The sequence below is a fragment of the Vibrio sp. 99-8-1 genome (assembly GCF_013114595.1).
In the GTDB taxonomy this organism is placed as follows: Bacteria; Pseudomonadota; Gammaproteobacteria; order Enterobacterales; family Vibrionaceae; genus Vibrio.
Genome location: NZ_VTXE01000016.1, coordinates 35,374 through 51,872, shown reverse-complemented (window position 1 = coordinate 51,872; position 16,499 = coordinate 35,374). Strand labels below are relative to the sequence as shown.

Annotated in this window: 15 protein-coding genes; 8 read left to right on the top strand and 7 right to left on the bottom strand. The window is 43.7% G+C overall.

Annotated elements, in window-relative coordinates; translation table 11 throughout:
• Nucleotides 1-25: 25 nt before the first annotated feature.
• Nucleotides 26-1,516 carry a glycerol kinase GlpK gene (gene glpK / locus F0227_RS10875; RefSeq protein ID WP_171753226.1) on the bottom strand — a complete coding sequence of 497 codons (1,491 nt, stop codon included), beginning with the start codon at nucleotides 1,514-1,516 and terminating at the stop codon, nucleotides 26-28.
• A gap of 307 nt (nucleotides 1,517-1,823) precedes the next feature.
• Between glpK and glpD the strand changes: the two genes are divergently transcribed.
• Nucleotides 1,824-3,383, top strand: coding sequence for a glycerol-3-phosphate dehydrogenase (glpD, locus tag F0227_RS10870; RefSeq protein WP_171753225.1), 1,560 nt, complete (start codon nucleotides 1,824-1,826; stop codon nucleotides 3,381-3,383).
• Between the two features lie 96 nt (nucleotides 3,384-3,479).
• Here glpD and F0227_RS10865 read toward each other — a convergent pair whose 3' ends face one another.
• Nucleotides 3,480-5,453 carry a sigma-54-dependent Fis family transcriptional regulator gene (locus F0227_RS10865; protein ID WP_171753224.1) on the bottom strand — a complete coding sequence of 658 codons (1,974 nt, stop codon included), beginning with the start codon at nucleotides 5,451-5,453 and terminating at the stop codon, nucleotides 3,480-3,482.
• Between the two features lie 331 nt (nucleotides 5,454-5,784).
• Here F0227_RS10865 and F0227_RS10860 point away from each other — a divergent pair, with 331 nt between their 5' ends.
• The 6 genes from F0227_RS10860 (at nucleotide 5,785) to F0227_RS10835 (ending at nucleotide 11,767) form a co-directional block, all read left to right on the top strand.
• The gene (locus tag F0227_RS10860; RefSeq protein WP_171753223.1) at nucleotides 5,785-6,873 is read left to right on the top strand and encodes an ABC transporter ATP-binding protein; all 1,089 of its coding nucleotides are present in this window, start codon (nucleotides 5,785-5,787) and stop codon (nucleotides 6,871-6,873) included.
• A gap of 6 nt (nucleotides 6,874-6,879) precedes the next feature.
• On the top strand, nucleotides 6,880-7,986 hold the full coding sequence (locus F0227_RS10855) for an ABC transporter ATP-binding protein (RefSeq protein ID WP_171753222.1): 1,107 nt from the start codon (nucleotides 6,880-6,882) through the stop codon (nucleotides 7,984-7,986).
• On the top strand, nucleotides 7,979-8,842 hold the full coding sequence (locus F0227_RS10850) for a sugar ABC transporter permease (protein ID WP_171753221.1): 864 nt from the start codon (nucleotides 7,979-7,981) through the stop codon (nucleotides 8,840-8,842). Before F0227_RS10855 ends, F0227_RS10850 begins: the two co-directional genes overlap by 8 nt.
• 11 nt (nucleotides 8,843-8,853) lie before the next feature.
• Nucleotides 8,854-9,672, top strand: a complete 819-nt coding sequence (locus F0227_RS10845; protein WP_171753220.1) for a carbohydrate ABC transporter permease — start codon at nucleotides 8,854-8,856, stop codon at nucleotides 9,670-9,672.
• A gap of 10 nt (nucleotides 9,673-9,682) precedes the next feature.
• Nucleotides 9,683-9,955: a DUF2160 domain-containing protein gene (locus F0227_RS10840; protein WP_171753219.1), complete on the top strand. Its 273-nt coding sequence runs from the start codon at nucleotides 9,683-9,685 to the stop codon at nucleotides 9,953-9,955.
• A 93-nt stretch (nucleotides 9,956-10,048) separates the two neighbouring features.
• Entirely contained in the window at nucleotides 10,049-11,767 is a 1,719-nt protein-coding gene (locus tag F0227_RS10835) for an ABC transporter substrate-binding protein (protein WP_171753218.1), read from the top strand.
• Nucleotides 11,768-11,823: 56 nt separating this feature from the next.
• On the opposite strand, the gene F0227_RS10830 is transcribed toward F0227_RS10835, so the two are convergent.
• A complete protein-coding gene (locus tag F0227_RS10830; protein WP_171753217.1) occupies nucleotides 11,824-12,030 on the bottom strand; it encodes a DUF1127 domain-containing protein in 207 nt (68 codons plus the stop codon).
• A 95-nt stretch (nucleotides 12,031-12,125) separates the two neighbouring features.
• Between F0227_RS10830 and F0227_RS10825 the strand changes: the two genes are divergently transcribed.
• The gene (locus F0227_RS10825) at nucleotides 12,126-13,019 is read left to right on the top strand and encodes a LysR substrate-binding domain-containing protein (RefSeq protein WP_171753216.1); all 894 of its coding nucleotides are present in this window, start codon (nucleotides 12,126-12,128) and stop codon (nucleotides 13,017-13,019) included.
• Nucleotides 13,020-13,024: 5 nt separating this feature from the next.
• On the opposite strand, the gene F0227_RS10820 is transcribed toward F0227_RS10825, so the two are convergent.
• From F0227_RS10820 to F0227_RS10805, 4 genes are all read right to left on the bottom strand, one after another.
• Nucleotides 13,025-14,311 carry a hypothetical protein gene (locus tag F0227_RS10820; RefSeq protein ID WP_171753215.1) on the bottom strand — a complete coding sequence of 429 codons (1,287 nt, stop codon included), beginning with the start codon at nucleotides 14,309-14,311 and terminating at the stop codon, nucleotides 13,025-13,027.
• On the bottom strand, nucleotides 14,292-14,567 hold the full coding sequence (locus F0227_RS10815) for a DUF2249 domain-containing protein (RefSeq protein WP_171753214.1): 276 nt from the start codon (nucleotides 14,565-14,567) through the stop codon (nucleotides 14,292-14,294). The genes F0227_RS10820 and F0227_RS10815 overlap by 20 nt, the downstream gene beginning before the upstream one ends.
• On the bottom strand, nucleotides 14,567-15,022 hold the full coding sequence (locus F0227_RS10810) for a hemerythrin domain-containing protein (protein ID WP_171753213.1): 456 nt from the start codon (nucleotides 15,020-15,022) through the stop codon (nucleotides 14,567-14,569). Before F0227_RS10810 ends, F0227_RS10815 begins: the two co-directional genes overlap by 1 nt.
• Before the next feature lie 145 nt (nucleotides 15,023-15,167).
• Nucleotides 15,168-16,337, bottom strand: coding sequence for a hypothetical protein (locus F0227_RS10805; RefSeq protein ID WP_171753212.1), 1,170 nt, complete (start codon nucleotides 16,335-16,337; stop codon nucleotides 15,168-15,170).
• Nucleotides 16,338-16,499 lie beyond the last annotated feature (162 nt).

The window sequence follows — 16,499 nt, the reverse complement described above, 5'->3', positions numbered from 1 at the left end:
GTTTGGAACTTGTTTAAAAGGAAAACTAACCAGACTTAGTACGCTCAACAGCATCTAACCATCCACGGTATCTGGTTTCCCTTTGTGGCTTTTCCATTTCTGGTGAGAAGATTTTCTCAATCTCTTTTTTACTGACCAGTTCTTCTTTTGACGACCAAAAACCAACGGCTAAACCAGCCAGCAAAGCCGCACCTAAAGCGGTTGATTCGGTTACATTTGGCCTGACGACATTTTTTCCTAAAATATCCGCTTGAAACTGCATCAGAAAATCATTAACAACGGCTCCACCATCTACACAAATATGGTTAAGTGAAAGGCCAGAGTCATCTTCCATGGCTTGCAACACATCGCGACTTTGATAGGCAATAGACTCTAGTGCAGCACGAATAATATGATTACGATTGGTTCCTCGCGTTAAGCCGGTAATTGTGCCTCGTGCTTCAGGATCCCAGTAAGGCGCACCCAAACCGACAAAAGCAGGGACAACATAAACGCCATTACTATCGTCGACTTTATTGGCAAAATACTCGCTATCGGATGCATCTCGAATCAAACCAATTTCGTCACGTAACCACTGAATAACAGCCCCACCCATAAAGACACTTCCTTCAAGGGCATAAGCAACATCATCACCAATTTTATAACCAATCGTTGTCAACAAGCCGTGTTTAGATTCAATCGCCTTCTCACCGGTGTTCATCAATAAAAAACACCCTGTTCCATATGTGTTTTTAGCCATTCCTCTCTTTAAACACTGCTGACCAATTAATGCGGCTTGCTGATCTCCGGCAATGCCGCTAATAGGAATCTTAGTTCCACCACCAATATTGGCGTAGCCATAGACTTCGCTGCACGACTTTACGTCGGGCAACATCTGTTCAGGAATATTAAAAATCTCCAGCAGTTTCTTATCCCATTCAAGCGTATGGATATTAAACAGCATGGTACGAGATGCGTTAGTAACGTCGGTGACATGCGCTTTTCCTGAGGTTAACTTCCATATTAACCAAGTATCAACCGTACCAAAAAGCAGCTCACCTTTCTCAGCTCGCTCTCTTGCACCTTCAACATTATCCAGTATCCAAGCCACTTTCGAACCTGAGAAATAAGAGTCAATAACCAGTCCCGTCACTTGCTTAACATAGGGTTCTAAGCCTTGCTGTTTCAGTTCATTACAGCGATCTGCAGTACGGCGACACTGCCAAACAATGGCGTTATAGACAGGAATACCCGTATTCTTATCCCACACAATCGTGGTCTCACGTTGGTTAGTAATTCCAATCGCGGCAACTTCTTGGTTATGAATATCCGACTGAGCCAATACCTCTGTCAAAGACGAGCGCTGAGTTGCCCAAATCTCCATGGGATCATGCTCAACCCAGCCAGGTTTCGGGTATATCTGGCTAAATTCTCGCTGCGCCTTACTTACAATATTAGAGCTCTGATTAAAGATGATGGCACGAGAGCTTGTTGTTCCCTGATCCAAAGCAACAACCACTTGTTTACTGTTTTCCATCTGCTTTTAAATCCTTAAATTGCTGTTCAATGTTCGCTTTTGTTCGTACAACCATTATCGAAACAAATATTTATCATAAATGCAACATTTATATTATCAAACCTTGCTAATCTCGGTTAAATACCCTGAAAATACAATGAGTAAATGCCAATTATAGCAAAAATCATCACTACTTTTTTTGACCAATAAGTAGAAATTTAACAATTACGCTAAAAATATTGTTCGATTTTTATTGAGCACTATGTTTATATAATAACCAATACACTCGAACGAGCATAATGACCACAAAACGAACATAGGTATTAATATGCAGGATAATGAGACGAAATATGATTTAGTTGTTATTGGCGGCGGCATAAATGGTGTTGCAATAGCAAGTGATGCCGCAGGTCGCGGACTAAACGTCGCATTGTATGAAATGAACGATCTGGCCTCAGCCACCTCTTCCGCGAGCAGCAAACTAATTCACGGTGGACTTCGTTACCTTGAGCATTATGAGTTTCGTTTGGTGAGTGAAGCACTCGCTGAACGAGAAGTGCTGCTAAAAAATGCACCTCACCTTGTGGCCCCTCTTCGATTTAGGTTGCCTCACCGTCCACATTTACGTCCGGCTTGGATGATTCGTGCCGGTCTTTTTCTCTATGACAACATTGGCAAGAGAGTGTCTCTACCCGCCAGTCATGGTGTCAAATTTGACAAAAATGGCCCTTTGTTGCCAGAGATGTCTCAAGGCTTTGAATATTCAGACTGCTCAGTAGACGATGCTCGTCTGGTGGTAATCAATGCCAAGTTAGCAGAAGAGAAAGGAGCCAAAATTCACACTCGTGCTCAATGCACTAACGCAACTCGCAACCAAGATGGCTGGTTGATTGATATTAAAGACAGCATAAGCGGTGAAACTCAGCAGGTTAAATGTAAAGCCTTAGTCAATGCAGCGGGTCCTTGGGTCGATAAGTTTTTTGATCAGCAGTTAAAAATGCCGTCACCGCGAGGAATTCGTCTGGTAAAAGGCAGTCATATCATCGTGCCGCGCATGTACCAAGGTGACCATGCCTTTATTCTACAAAACCAAGACCAACGAATTGTGTTTGTTCTCCCCTATCTGGACAAATATTCGGTTATCGGCACCACTGATGTGGAGTTTAAAGGCGATCCCAAAAAGGTAGTAATTGATGATGATGAAATAAACTACCTATGCGATATTGCTAATCAACACTTCATTGATAAAGTTTCACCACAAGATGTGGTTTCGACTTGGTCAGGAGTTAGACCACTGTGTGAAGATGAGTCTTCAGATGCACAAGCCGTTACTCGAGACTACACCATCGAGTTGGATGACGAGTTAGACGATGCCCCGCTACTTTCCATTTTTGGTGGCAAGTTAACCACCTATCGTAAACTGGGTCAGGCCGCGGTGGATCAACTTGCCCCCTACTTTCCATCCATGACACCAGCATGGACAAAAGAGGCCATTTTGCCTGGGGGAGAGTTCACCTCTCGAGACTCTTTACAACTTTCATTCATCAATGCTTATCCTTGGGTTCAAGATGATATTTTAGCTCGCTGGGTAAGAGCATATGGAACACGTGTCAATCTATTCATGGCAGGAAAAGAGTCTCTACAACAGCTCGGTCAACACTTTGGCCACGGTTTATATCAAGCTGAAGTGGACTACCTGATTCATCATGAGTGGGCAATATCTGTAGAAGATATATTGTGGCGAAGAAGTAAACTTGGATTGGAATTCACCTCTAGCGAAATAGAGCAACTGCAAAACTATTTGGATCTGGATAAAAGTAGTGCTGATACGACTGTTGACTCAAGTGTTGATGCTGAAACCGACCAACAACCCGTAAACTACGCATAATTCAATCACCTCAACCACGATAACGAGTAACAGTTAAATCCAATGCCTCAATGAATTATCAGATAAACGGATGATTCATTGAGGCAACTCTTTTTATTACTTCAACCCAGCCTCTCGCAGTCGTCTGTATAAGGTATTCCTACTGATATTTAATGCCTTTGCCGTTGCAGAAATATTGCCATTTTCGCGCAGATAGACCTGATGCCAGTTAGATTGATTTTCTCTCTCTAACGGTAACGGAAGACCGGAATCCAACGGATGGTTCATCTCATCCGTTTGAGGATAATGAGGGTCAAATGAGTCATTCGGCAGAAGATTACTGTTATTTCCTGAACCCTGACTTGGCGAAAACCGACTGGTATGTTGCGACTCAGCCGCCGTCAATGAAGCACGACTGTTTTCAAAATCACTCAGAAAATCGTCAGGAAGGTGTTGTACCGTTATGGTATCTGGCTCCGCCATCGCTAAAGCAATTTGAATGACATTCACCATTTGGCGAATATTTCCCGGCCATGGGTGAGAACGAAACATGGACAGCACCTCAATGGAGATGGTCGCTTGGCTATTATCAGAGGCGTACTTATCGAGCAAATACTGTATCAAAACATCTTTATCAGTCCGTTCCCGCAAACTAGGCAGAGTAATGTTTAAACCCGATACTCTGTAAAACAGATCTTGGCGAAACTGCCCAGACGCCACATCTTCTTTTAACTGCCTATTGGTCGCAGAGACAAGTTTAAAATCAACAGGATAAGAGGTTGTTGAACCTAAAGGGGTCACTTTTCGTTCTTGCAGTACTCTTAACAACCTAGCCTGCACTTTTAGCGGCATATCCCCCAGCTCATCCAAAAACAGAGTGCCTTTATCTGCCTTTCTGATTAAACCAACATAACCTTTATTATGGGCACCGGTAAACGCTCCTTTCTCATAACCAAACAGTTCAGATTCAACAAGTTCAGACGGGATTGCCGCGCAATTTACCGCAATGAGAGCAGCGTCTCGCCGTTCACTTGCGAGATGCAACGCGTTAACGAACACCTCTTTACCTACCCCTGTTTCGCCATGTATCAATATGGGGATATCTGTATCTAGGATTTTTCTCGCTTGCAAAATGGCTTTGGATAATCGCTTATCCCCCATATCTAAACGTTGAAGATCCAAAACTTGTTGCTTTTCATTAGACGCCTTCGGTTTCGTGCCTTTTCGAAAGTCCAATAATCTGCCTTTAGGAATAGAAGGAGGAATAACAATGCCATGAAATTTAAACTGCTGACGGCATGAAAAGGTCAAAGGCGTATACGCTGGATGCGATAAAAGTTGCGACAGTTTCACATCAAACAGTTGTTCAATGCTCTGTAAGCCCAAGTCGCCACCGAGTACTACTTCTGCCCGGCGATTGGCCGATATCACCATCCCTTTCTCGTCAAATACAAGCAGAGAAGACCACTGACTATCAATATTGTCAGCACTGGTGTTAAACCAAAATAGGAAATGTTCAGTATGAAATTGAGAGACAATTAACTGGTTTTCAATCGCTTGTGACATCAATTTTACCATTCCTAGAGTATGTGCCGTTGGAATGTAGGCATCACTAGAAATGGACAGAACACCCGTCATACGGCGCTCGGCATCAAACAATGGAGCAGCAGAGCCAGTCATAAATCGATTGGACAACAAAAAGTGTTCATCATGGAACACCTGAACAATGGAGCCTGTTTCGAGAGCGGTTCCTATTGCATTGGTTCCCAGAAGAGACTCTTTCCAGTGAACACCATGACCAAACACTCTTTGACTCTGTTTATTTTTGCTCCAATGATCCCCCCAAGAATTGAGCAACTGGCCGTTAGTGTCTGCAAGCATCACAATACAATTGCTGTTAGACAACAAGTTGTCATAAAAAGGCAGCACCTTCTGTTGAGTGGCACTGACCAAGCCGTGATTTTCATCAAGAACATGATTAAGTTCATTGCTGGTGTTGATCTCAATGATAGGCTCGCTGCTGTGGGTTAAGCCGGCTTCTCGGCAACGCTGCCATGACTCACGAATAATGGATTGTCGTTCCGATTTCATACTGTTTTTTACTCTCTGTACAGCAACACAGTCGCTTCTTATACCCAAAAAACCACTATGTTCGTTTACATACACTGTTCCGCTATTGTTCAGTCACCGTAACACCAAATGAACACAATGAACACATTTATGTAACATACTAGATTATTAACTCAACTCTAAGTTATTGACTTATAGAAGGCACTCATTTCGAAATTATTAAATAAACCCTTTAATATCATATTGATAGCAAATAATGTTGCAATTTTGTTAATCTAAATCATTTTTTGGCACGACTTTAGCAATAACGAACATTAGCGAAAATAAATATGTTCGAAGTAAGGAGAACTAAGTGTCATTAACACTGGAGCAGGTATGCAAATCGTTTGACGGTGAGGATCATATTATTGATGCCAACCTGGTATTCGAACCGGGATCGTTTAATGTTCTTCTCGGCCGAACGTTGGCAGGAAAAACATCCTTGATGCGTTTGATCGCTGGACTCGATAGACCAACATCAGGTCGCATCTTAGTGAATGGAACCGATGTAACCACTACACCCGTTAGAGAGCGAAATATCTCTATGGTGTATCAGCAATTTATCAATTATCCAAACTTATCGGTGTTTGAGAATATCGCCTCACCATTAAGATTGGCGGGTATGTCTGATAGCGACATTAAAGAGCGCGTTCACTCAACGGCTGAAATGTTAAGAATTACCGACTATCTCACTAGAAACCCATTAGAGCTCTCTGGGGGACAGCAGCAGCGTACCGCTATGGCGAGAGCGCTTGTTAAGGATGCAGAGATAATCTTATTTGATGAGCCGTTAGTTAACTTGGACTACAAGTTACGTGAAGAGCTTCGCCAAGAAATGCGCGAACTATTTAAAACACGCCATACCATCGCTATATACGCCACGACCGAACCTAATGAAGCCTTAGCCTTAGGTGGCACAACCACGATTCTGCATGAAGGTAGAGTCATTCAGTCTGGTGAAACCACCGCGGTATACCATCAACCCAATACCGTCATTTCAGCCAGCTTGTTCAGCGAACCACCGATTAACTTGATGAAAGGTGAGGTCACGGATGCGGAAGTCAGTTTCGACCAAGATGCTCACTTCCCTCTCAATCAGTCACTCAAGCATCTTGAAAAAGGCAGCTACATATTTGGTATACGACCAAGCCACCTCAGCTTGTTACCCAAAAATGATGATGACGTAGAACTCACCGTGACCGTTGAGGTTGCTGAAATCAGTGGTTCAGAAACCTTTTTACACCTAAGAAATAAGCACTTTGAACTGGTCCTGCATATACCTGGTGTTCATCGCTACAACGTGGATGAAGTTATCAAAATATATATCCCTATTCATAAGTTTTATGTTTTTGGCATGGATGAAAAACTGCTCCATGCCCCTAGTCCAATTTTAAGAGGGTAATCCGGTATGGTTCAGATCACGCTGAATTCGCTTGCTCATACATACGATAAAGCACCTAACGACGAGTCCATCTATGCCATTAAAGAGATGACTCACACATGGGAACAAGGGGGAGCTTTTGCCCTATTAGGGCCGTCAGGCTGCGGAAAATCCACGCTGCTTAACATTATCTCCGGCCTGATGAGTCCTTCAAATGGCGAGGTTTTGTTTGACGGTAAAAAAGTAAACCACCTTCCTCCTCAAGAACGCAATATTGCTCAGGTTTTTCAGTTTCCGGTAATATACGACACGATGACGGTTTATGACAATTTGGCCTTCCCTCTAAGAAATATGAAGGTTAACAAAGACAAAATTCACACTAAAGTCACCGACATTGCCAATATCTTGGAACTTACGCCAGTACTGACAAAAAAAGCGCAGTACCTTACCGCAGATGAAAAACAGAAAGTATCGATGGGAAGAGGTCTGGTTCGAGATGATGTTTCTGCCATCCTCTTTGATGAGCCATTAACCGTCATAGACCCACAATTAAAATGGAAACTAAGACGCAAGCTTAAGCAGATCCACCAGCAGTTCAATATCACTATGGTTTACGTGACTCATGATCAGCTTGAGGCTTCCACCTTTGCCGACAAAATCGCCGTTATGTACAACGGCCAAATCGTGCAGTTCGGCACACCGCGAGAACTTTTTGAACGTCCAAACCACACTTTTGTCGGCTACTTTATAGGCAGCCCGGGCATGAACCTTATTGACGTAACGGCAACAGAACATGGCGTTGCATTTGATGAGATAGAATTGCCATTGGCTCCTCAGCTCAGAGAGGTACTCGCCAAAAGTCACAGCCAAAACCTAAAAATAGGCATTCGCCCGGAATTTGTTCATGTATGGGAGCAACCCAACGCATCGGCAATGAAGGCCTTGGTCTCCCATGTGGAAGATTTGGGAACCTACAAAATTCTCTCTCTAACTCTTGGTCAGCAGCAAATAAAAGTGCGGTTACAAGAAGATCAGCCGGTTCCTCAAGGTCATGCCTATATCAGCTTTCCAGAGCAGTGGACCATGTTGTATCTCAATGATTACTTAGTTTCCACGGGAGAAGAACATGAATAAAGTCGTCAACAACAAGGCGTGGTTTCTGGTATTACCGGTATTTTTGCTGGTTGCGTTCAGCGCCATCGTGCCGCTAATGACCGTTGTTAACTATTCCATTCAGGACATTTTTGACGCTGATACAGCTTATTTTGTCGGCACGGAATGGTACAAAGAGATGCTTAATGATGAACGTTTGCAAGGTGCATTATTACGCCAGTTCGGTTTTTCATTTGCCGTACTATTGATTGAAGTACCGCTGGGCATCGCCGTTGCGTTAACCATGCCGACCAAAGGCAAATGGTCTGCATTTTGTCTCATCGTTCTTGCGGTTCCGCTACTTATTCCTCTTAACGTAGTCGGCACTATCTGGCAGATTTTTGGCCGTGCAGATATTGGCTTATTTGGTTGGGCGTTGAATTCTATCGGCATTGACTACAACTATGCGGGCAACCCTATTGATGCATGGCTAACGGTCTTGTTAGTGGATATCTGGCACTGGACATCTCTTATTGCGCTTCTGTGTTACTCAGGTCTTCGCGCTATTCCGGATGCGTATTATCAAGCCGCCAATATCGACCGAGCGTCCACATGGTCAATCATTCGCTATATTCAGTTGCCTAAGCTAAAAAATGTGCTGCTTATCGGTGTGCTTATCCGTTTCATGGACAGCTTTATGATCTACACCGAACCGTTCGTACTTACCGGAGGAGGCCCCGGAAACTCAACCACCTTCCTCAGTCAGGCACTAACAAAAATGGCGATTGGTCAGTTCGACATTGGCCCCGCAGCCGCTTTTTCTATCATCTATTTTCTTATCATTTTATTGGTCAGCTGGGCTTTCTATACCGCAATGACCCACAGCGAAAATAAGTAAGAGGCGCAATTATGACCAAATCTAAATATACCCGACACTTACAGATATTCGGCTTAGCCCTTTATATTATCTGTTTAATGTTGCCGATTTATTGGCTGCTAAACATGTCGTTTAAAGAGAACCAAGAGATATTAGGTGGCTTGAGTTTTCTACCTAACACTTGGACTCTGGATAACTACCGAACCATATTTTCTGATCCTTCTTGGTATATGGGGTATGTCAACTCCATCATCTACGTGGTGATGAACATGTGCATCACCCTACTTGTGGCCTTACCTGCGGCTTATGCGTTTTCACGTTACCGTTTTGTTGGTGATAAGCATCTGTTTTTCTGGCTGCTAACCAACAGAATGGCTCCTCCCGCGGTGTTTTTGCTGCCCTTCTTCCAGCTTTACTCATCAGTGGGGCTGTTCGACACACACATTGCGGTCGCTTTAGCACACTGTCTGTTTAATGTGCCATTGGCGGTATGGATTCTGGAAGGCTTTATGTCAGGCGTGCCACGGGAAATCGATGAAACCGCCTATATTGATGGCTACAGTTTTCCTAAGTTCTTTGTGAAGATTTTCTTACCCATGATCCGTTCAGGCATTGGCGTGTCGGCATTCTTCTGCTTTATGTTCAGCTGGGTAGAACTGCTACTGGCACGAACATTAACGTCCGTAGACGCAAAACCAATCTCAGCCGTGATGACTCGAACCGTCAGTGCCTCCGGTATTGATTGGGGAGTTCTTGCCGCCGCAGGTGTGCTAACGATTCTGCCGGGCATATTGGTTATATGGTTTGTTCGTAATCACGTGGCAAAAGGATTCGCGCTAGGTCGCGTATAAGGAGAACAGTATGAGTTGGATGGCTTGGACCACCCCATCAGCACTATTTTTTACAGGTATCGCTTTGATTCTTATCACTATGACGGTACTTGAAATCAAATTTCCATGCGTAGAGCGCAAAGGCTTTTTGCCTATTACCACTACGCGAGGTGATCGCTTATTTATCGGTTTACTTAGTTCGGCATTTATTCATTTGGGTTTTGTGGGATTAAGCGAAATGAGCATCTGGGTGCCGTTTACAGTTTCTGTAATTTGGCTGTGTACCGTACTTAAGTGGGGATAACAAAAACGTAATACCAATAACGTAGAACGACACCTACCGTCAGCTTGGTTGCTTTCGGTAGGAAACATACTCATAACAGGAGTTTAAATAACAATGCAAACGGATATGAAAAAATCTTACCTAGGACGCTGCTTGTCTATCGCTATCGCAATGGCCGCACTGTCACCAAATGCTTATGCTGATATGTCGGCAGCAAAAAAATGGCTGGATTCAGAGTTTACTCCATCAACATTATCTAACTCTGAGCAACAACAAGAGATGCAATGGTTCATCGATGCCGCTAAACCTTTCCAAGGAATGGAAATAAATGTCGCCTCCGAAACCATCACTACGCATGAGTACGAAGCCAAAACATTAGCAAAAGCCTTTTATGAAATTACAGGTATTAAGGTCAATCATGACCTGATCCAAGAAGGTGATGTTGTTGAAAAACTGCAAACACAAATGCAGACAGGCCGTAATATTTACGATGCCTATATCAATGACTCCGATCTTATTGGTACACACTTCCGTTACGGAAAAGTCGTGCCAATCAGTGATTTTATCAAAGGAGACGGTAAAGAAGTCACCAACCCAATGTTAGATCTTCCTGATTTTATTGGTTTAGACTTTACCACCGGTCCGGATGGCAAGATTTATCAATTACCTGATCAACAATTTGCTAACCTATATTGGTTCCGTGCAGATTGGTTTGAACGTGAAGATCTTAAAGCGAAATTCAAACAAGCTTACGGTTATGAGTTAGGTGTACCACTAAACTGGTCTGCGTATGAAGATATTGCTGAGTTCTTTACCGACAAAGTAAAAATGATTGATGGTAAACCAGTCTATGGTCACATGGATTACGGTAAAAAAGACCCCTCTTTAGGCTGGCGTTTTACTGACTCATGGTTCTCTATGGCTGGCGCAGGTGATAAAGGAATACCTAATGGCTTACCTGTTGATGAGTGGGGCATCCGCATTGAAGGCTGTCAACCTGCTGGTTCTAGCGTTTCACGCGGGGGAGCAACCAATGGACCTGCTGCTGTTTACGCCACAACCAAATATGTTGACTGGCTCAAACAGTATGCGCCACCTGAAGCACAAGGTATGACGTTTGGTGAAGCGGGCCCTGTTCCTGCACAAGGTTCCATTGCTCAACAGATTTTCTGGTACACCGCGTTTACAGCCGATATGACCAAACCGGGATTACCTGTAGTAAATGAAGATGGTACGCCAAAATGGCGTATGGCTCCATCACCAAGAGGTCCATACTGGGAAGATGGTATGAAACTGGGTTATCAAGATGCGGGCTCTTGGACCTTCTTAGACAGCACACCTCTAGACCGTCGTAAAGCAGCATGGCTCTATGCTCAGTTTGTTGTATCAAAATCGGTTAGTTTGAAGAAAACTCTGGTTGGCTTAACACCAATTCGTGAGTCAGACATCAACTCTCAGGCGATGACCGATATTGCTCCAAAACTGGGTGGCTTAGTTGAGTTTTACCGTAGCGATGCACGTAAACAGTGGACTCCTACAGGAACCAATGTGCCAGACTATCCAAAACTTGCTCAACTTTGGTGGCAATATGTATCTGAAGCGGCGAGTGGAGAGAAAACACCTCAGCAAGCTTTAGATGGATTAGCAAAAGCGCAAGATAAAGTATTGCGCCGCCTAGAACGCAGTGGTGCTCAAGGAGAGTGTGGTCCTAAACTTAACCCTGAGAAAGGGGCTGAGTACTGGCTATCACAACCTGGTTCGCCTAAAGCGAAACTGGCTAACGAGAAACCTCAAGGTAAAACAATTGCTTATAAAGATTTAATCGCACAGTAATTGTCAGCCTAAATAAACTAAGTGCCAGACTCTAGCAAAGAGCTGGCACTTTTTTATTAACGCCAAAACGGTTTATTTGCTTCCGCTTTTGCCTGTTCATGTGTAATGCCAACATCTTCAAGCATAAAGTCAGACTGTGCCGCTAAGTGTTTTCGCGTGGACCAGTTTCGCTGCCAGCGTGTTATAAGCGTATAGAAATACTTAACCGTATTCTTTACAAAATATGCCGCTCTATATTCAACACTGATTAATGCATGACTCATAACGCTCTCCTTCACTGACTTGATAACGTTATATTGGTCTATACTCTATTTTGCTTCAAACGATAGAAATTGATGGTCAGTTAAGGAAAACTAACGTGAAACAAAGCATGCCTCCGCTACAAAGTTTGTATTACTTTTATTGTGCAGCCAATAAAGGCAGTTTCAAGGATGCGGCGGAAAGCCTGTTCGTCACCCCTGCAGCAGTAAGCCAACAAATACGCCAACTGGAAGAGTGGCTAGGTTGCGATCTATTTATACGTCAGCATCGCAATATCACGCTCACCGACGAAGGGGTAAAATTGTTTCACTCAGCGAGTAAAGGCTTTGCCGAAATACTACATGGCGTCAAATCATTAAGCAAAGACCCCTATCCTCACCGTCTTTCTATCTCTACCCACCCTTCTTTTGCCCAACACTGGTTAATGCCGAGACTCAATCACTTCAGAGCGGATAATCCAGAGATCTCCTTGCTGATGGACCCAAGAAATGAGCTGGTTACTTTTGATGATGATTCCGTGGATCTCTGTATTCGATACGGTAAAGGAAACTATAAAAACCTTCAGAGTATCTGGTTAATGGATGAGGAGCTTTACCCTGCTTGTCACCCTAGATACCAACAAGAGCATCATCTATTTCAGATGTCAGAGCTTGCTCATGCTAACCTTATCGAAGATGTTTGGCCCGATATGGATTGGAGAAGCTGGCTAAGCAACTTATCTATCGAGAACACCAAGCCAACATTAAAATATAATGGTTCAAGTTATATTCTGGAAGGGGCATTAGCCGGACAAGGCGTGGCACTGGTAAAGCATAGCCTTGCTTATCGCTATATACGGGACGGTCAACTGGTACGGATTGGCCAGCAATCAGCGAAGTCTAACTACAGTTACTATTTATGTGCACCAAAAAGCCACTTTAAACGAGAAAAAGTGGCTATATTTTGTCAATGGTTACAGTCTCAAATTCAGCTGTTTACAGAGATTAGCTAGCAAGGTTACAAGGCTAACATCTGTTTGCGTACAGTGAAGAAAATCTTACTGGCTTGTAGCAAATTCAATCCAACCACAAGCCAGTTAAGCATTAAGGAAAGACCAATAGTAAAAGAGAGTGATGGCACAAAAAATGACACCGCGATGCTGGCTAAAACCAAAACATATAACCAGTATTGAACACGGCACTGCTTGCGACTAATCAGACGATAATGATCCGGTAGCAACATCATGGCTGAGGGGTTTTGCATGGCAATAGGTTGCAAGTGTAGGCTTATTAAAAAAGGGACAATTTTTAATAACATACCTTGCATGATTCCAACGATAAAACCCAAGCCGATGATCAATGCAACCAACACCTCTAACTTAACTTGCCACATCGGTGATGCATGCTCCATCGCGATGACAAGTAAACTGGCCAATATCAGACAAGCAAACCCTGATTGCCAATAAGTAACCACAACATCCGGCAGCTTTCTTTTTCTTTGTGCTAAACGAGAAAGAGCAACGGCGGCATAAAGTATGGCAATACTGGCAAGAAACATCGCAAAATAGGTCAGATCATAGGCAAGAAACGTCGCCAATGTCATCGCTACCAATCCAACAACCGTAGATGCCGTTAGGCCAACACGCCACAACCGAGGAAAGACAGGGGTGACATGAAACATGGGGATAACCTGAAAGCTGACCGCCATCATAAGTAACAGCACCCAGCCAAACAAACCTAAACTGGCATGTAGATGAGTAAGACTCTTGCCTACCGTAGGCTGGAAACCCCACAAATAGCTTGATAACAGCAGCAGTCCAACCACCAGCAGTAGGGCTAACGCGGACACCGCCATCAGTATTGGCGTTCTGGTCTGTTGACCACTGGCATTTCGTATTAATACCCACAGAATGGAGACGATAAAATAACCCAAACTCATTGCCAATACGACAAAACTCGCCATCAAGGATATCCAACCTAGAAACCCTGCGCACAGCAACAGTGTTCCGGCGGTTAGCCCTGCATGAATCAACAACAGAGACCATTTACTGGTAGGAATGGGGGCACCACACAACACCGGCATAACCTGATATAGAGAGCCAATCATCACCATTGCCATGACACCGAGAGCAAAAAGATGCGTAATCGCCAGCGAAGCCGGCAACCAGCGACTCAACCAGATCGTACTGCCTTGATCGATAAACAGCAGTGACGCCAGAATGGCGAACAGAGGCGCCGTTAAATAAAAGCGCAGTGGTACGTGCAACTCAGGGATTGCGTCAAAATTAAGTCCTGTCATTCGCATGCAATGCAGTCCTTACATAGTGTTCACACTTAACATCACCTAAATGCCAGATATAGATATGGTGGCAGCTTTCTTGTAACTGCTGATGTTGAAAGGCATATTTTTCACGCAACATATCATAGAGAGGGACGGGTTCGCGTCGATGAAATACATGCAATACCGTTCCCTTAGACATAGTGGCAAGCGTATTACATATCTCTCTCATCGGTTGTGGTGGTTCCAGCTCGCTCACATCAAGATAGGTAACGTTAACCATTATTTAGCATTGTCGCCTGAAACCGAGGTGTTCTTCATTTGGCCCACAATCTCCGCTCCATTGGCTAAATGGTTGTCGGACATAGGGTAAAGAATCTGCTCTTCTTTCATATTGTGCTGCTGTATTAGCAACATAACACTCTCGATAATCCCCATAGCTCTGTCAGTATCTTGCGTTTGAATGGCCTGCTGCATCTGGTCAAACATCGCTCGAACTTGACTATGTTCTTGACGCATAACCATGGTTGGTCCCCCAGTCATACCGGTTTGCTTCTCAAACTCAGGAAACAAAATATCTTCCTCTAAAGCAAAGTGGTGCTGCGTTTCCGCATCAAACTTGTTCCACGCTGCTTCAAAATCCGTCCAATTTGCCTTTGCAAGAGCCCCTTCCGCGTCCACTAAAAGATCATCACAGTTTTTGTGATGCTCAGTCATAAATTCTTGAATGTTCGACATAACTCTCTCTTTACCTTTATCCGAAAAAGTAAATATAGAGGTTATTATTGATAAAATATATACCTTTAAAGGTGTATATCTCTAAGTGATCACACAATATTCCACTCTCAATAGGCGTGGGCTCTGTGACTTGCAGAGCATCAGATCAGTTGATTGTCCGAGTTGGAGCAGGAATACTTCTACGCAAGCGATCCACTTTCCGGTTTCGAGAGAAAAAGGCCTCAACTTCAATCAATACACCAGGGTTGGCTTTGTAATTGTACTCTCTAGGGGCATCAACCTGTGAAGTGATGGCTAGAAACAACCAGTTCTTATACAGCTTGTGACGCCAAGTTGCTGATAACCAATAGTTGCCGATCTCGTCAGACGCTTTTGGCTCAATATCAATACCAACCGAGTACTCCATTAAATGTTCTCTGTTGATTCGATCGGCTAAGACAACTTGCTGCAACAGCTCCCAGCCATAATCTTCATAAAGATACTGGGCACTAGAGTTAAGGGATAGAATCGTTGAGTGATTGTCATTCACTGGATAGAAAAAATTCAGTTCTGTAAGTGACCCTAAACCAATAGAGTGGTAATAGAATAACTCTTGTCTGAACTGCGTAACCCAGTCGTCGGTTACGTTCTCTACGCGTTGTAACTCGGTACGAACAAACGGGTCGATTGGCCAACGTATTTTGATACCGATATCAAACTTAGTTTTCCAGTGTTTAATTTGGTCCCCTTCTAAGCGAACACCACCAATCGCTCCTTCATTAGAAGTGGTTGTTCTCCCCCCTCCTAAATCACGCTGCTTGTTCTCTAACGAATCATAGTCATCTGGGTCGGTATCAAATATTAGGTTCCAGTTCTCTTCTACATGGGGTAAGTCCACTCGCACAGAAACACGCCCCTTTGAGTCAAAATCGCCTCGGTGGGTGTAATTAAAGTTAGTACGGAGGCGTAAATAGCTGCGATTTTCTAACTGCTGCTCATCTTCATCTTTTGCTAAGCCGTGATCAATATAGGTACTAAAGTCATGAACCATGGTGGCGAAGTAGCTTTCTGTTGCATCGGCCCAGTTATCGTCTATTGGAGGGTGCATCTCTTCGATGTAGTCTTGAAGAATAACGGGCATATTGGATAACGAGCTTTTCCCAAACTCAACACCAGAGGCTGGCTGAGCAGAAGCGTAACTGGGTAATAGCAAAACAAACAAGTAGATTGGAATACGCACCACCACATTAAGCAGCCGTATAAATGTGGTCGGCAGCAAAAGCTTTGCGTAACAATAGCGGTTGATGTCCATACTCTTTTGTTTAATAGGCGTCATCTCCTACAACACATTCTTGTGTAAAATCCAGTTCCTTCTCAGCATAACCCTAGGGTCTGGTGACCTTTCGCGACTATCATTTTGATTATAGACGAAATAAAAAAAGTAATGCATTACATCGCAATTGGTTAACTGAGTGGCAAGCGACTCAAAAACCGAACT

What these genes read in the sequence shown, in the direction of transcription:
- F0227_RS10845 (WP_171753220.1), top strand. Translation starts at nt 8,854, where the DNA reads ATGACCAAATCTAAATATACCCGACACTTACAGATATTCGGCTTAGCC.
- F0227_RS10810 (WP_171753213.1), bottom strand. Translation starts at nt 15,022, where the DNA reads ATGTCGAACATTCAAGAATTTATGACTGAGCATCACAAAAACTGTGAT.
- F0227_RS10865 (WP_171753224.1), bottom strand. Translation starts at nt 5,453, where the DNA reads ATGAAATCGGAACGACAATCCATTATTCGTGAGTCATGGCAGCGTTGC.
- F0227_RS10840 (WP_171753219.1), top strand. Translation starts at nt 9,683, where the DNA reads ATGAGTTGGATGGCTTGGACCACCCCATCAGCACTATTTTTTACAGGT.
- F0227_RS10835 (WP_171753218.1), top strand. Translation starts at nt 10,049, where the DNA reads ATGCAAACGGATATGAAAAAATCTTACCTAGGACGCTGCTTGTCTATC.
- F0227_RS10855 (WP_171753222.1), top strand. Translation starts at nt 6,880, where the DNA reads ATGGTTCAGATCACGCTGAATTCGCTTGCTCATACATACGATAAAGCA.
- F0227_RS10830 (WP_171753217.1), bottom strand. Translation starts at nt 12,030, where the DNA reads ATGAGTCATGCATTAATCAGTGTTGAATATAGAGCGGCATATTTTGTA.
- glpD (WP_171753225.1), top strand. Translation starts at nt 1,824, where the DNA reads ATGCAGGATAATGAGACGAAATATGATTTAGTTGTTATTGGCGGCGGC.
- F0227_RS10850 (WP_171753221.1), top strand. Translation starts at nt 7,979, where the DNA reads ATGAATAAAGTCGTCAACAACAAGGCGTGGTTTCTGGTATTACCGGTA.
- F0227_RS10815 (WP_171753214.1), bottom strand. Translation starts at nt 14,567, where the DNA reads ATGGTTAACGTTACCTATCTTGATGTGAGCGAGCTGGAACCACCACAA.
- glpK (WP_171753226.1), bottom strand. Translation starts at nt 1,516, where the DNA reads ATGGAAAACAGTAAACAAGTGGTTGTTGCTTTGGATCAGGGAACAACA.
- F0227_RS10805 (WP_171753212.1), bottom strand. Translation starts at nt 16,337, where the DNA reads ATGACGCCTATTAAACAAAAGAGTATGGACATCAACCGCTATTGTTAC.
- F0227_RS10820 (WP_171753215.1), bottom strand. Translation starts at nt 14,311, where the DNA reads ATGCGAATGACAGGACTTAATTTTGACGCAATCCCTGAGTTGCACGTA.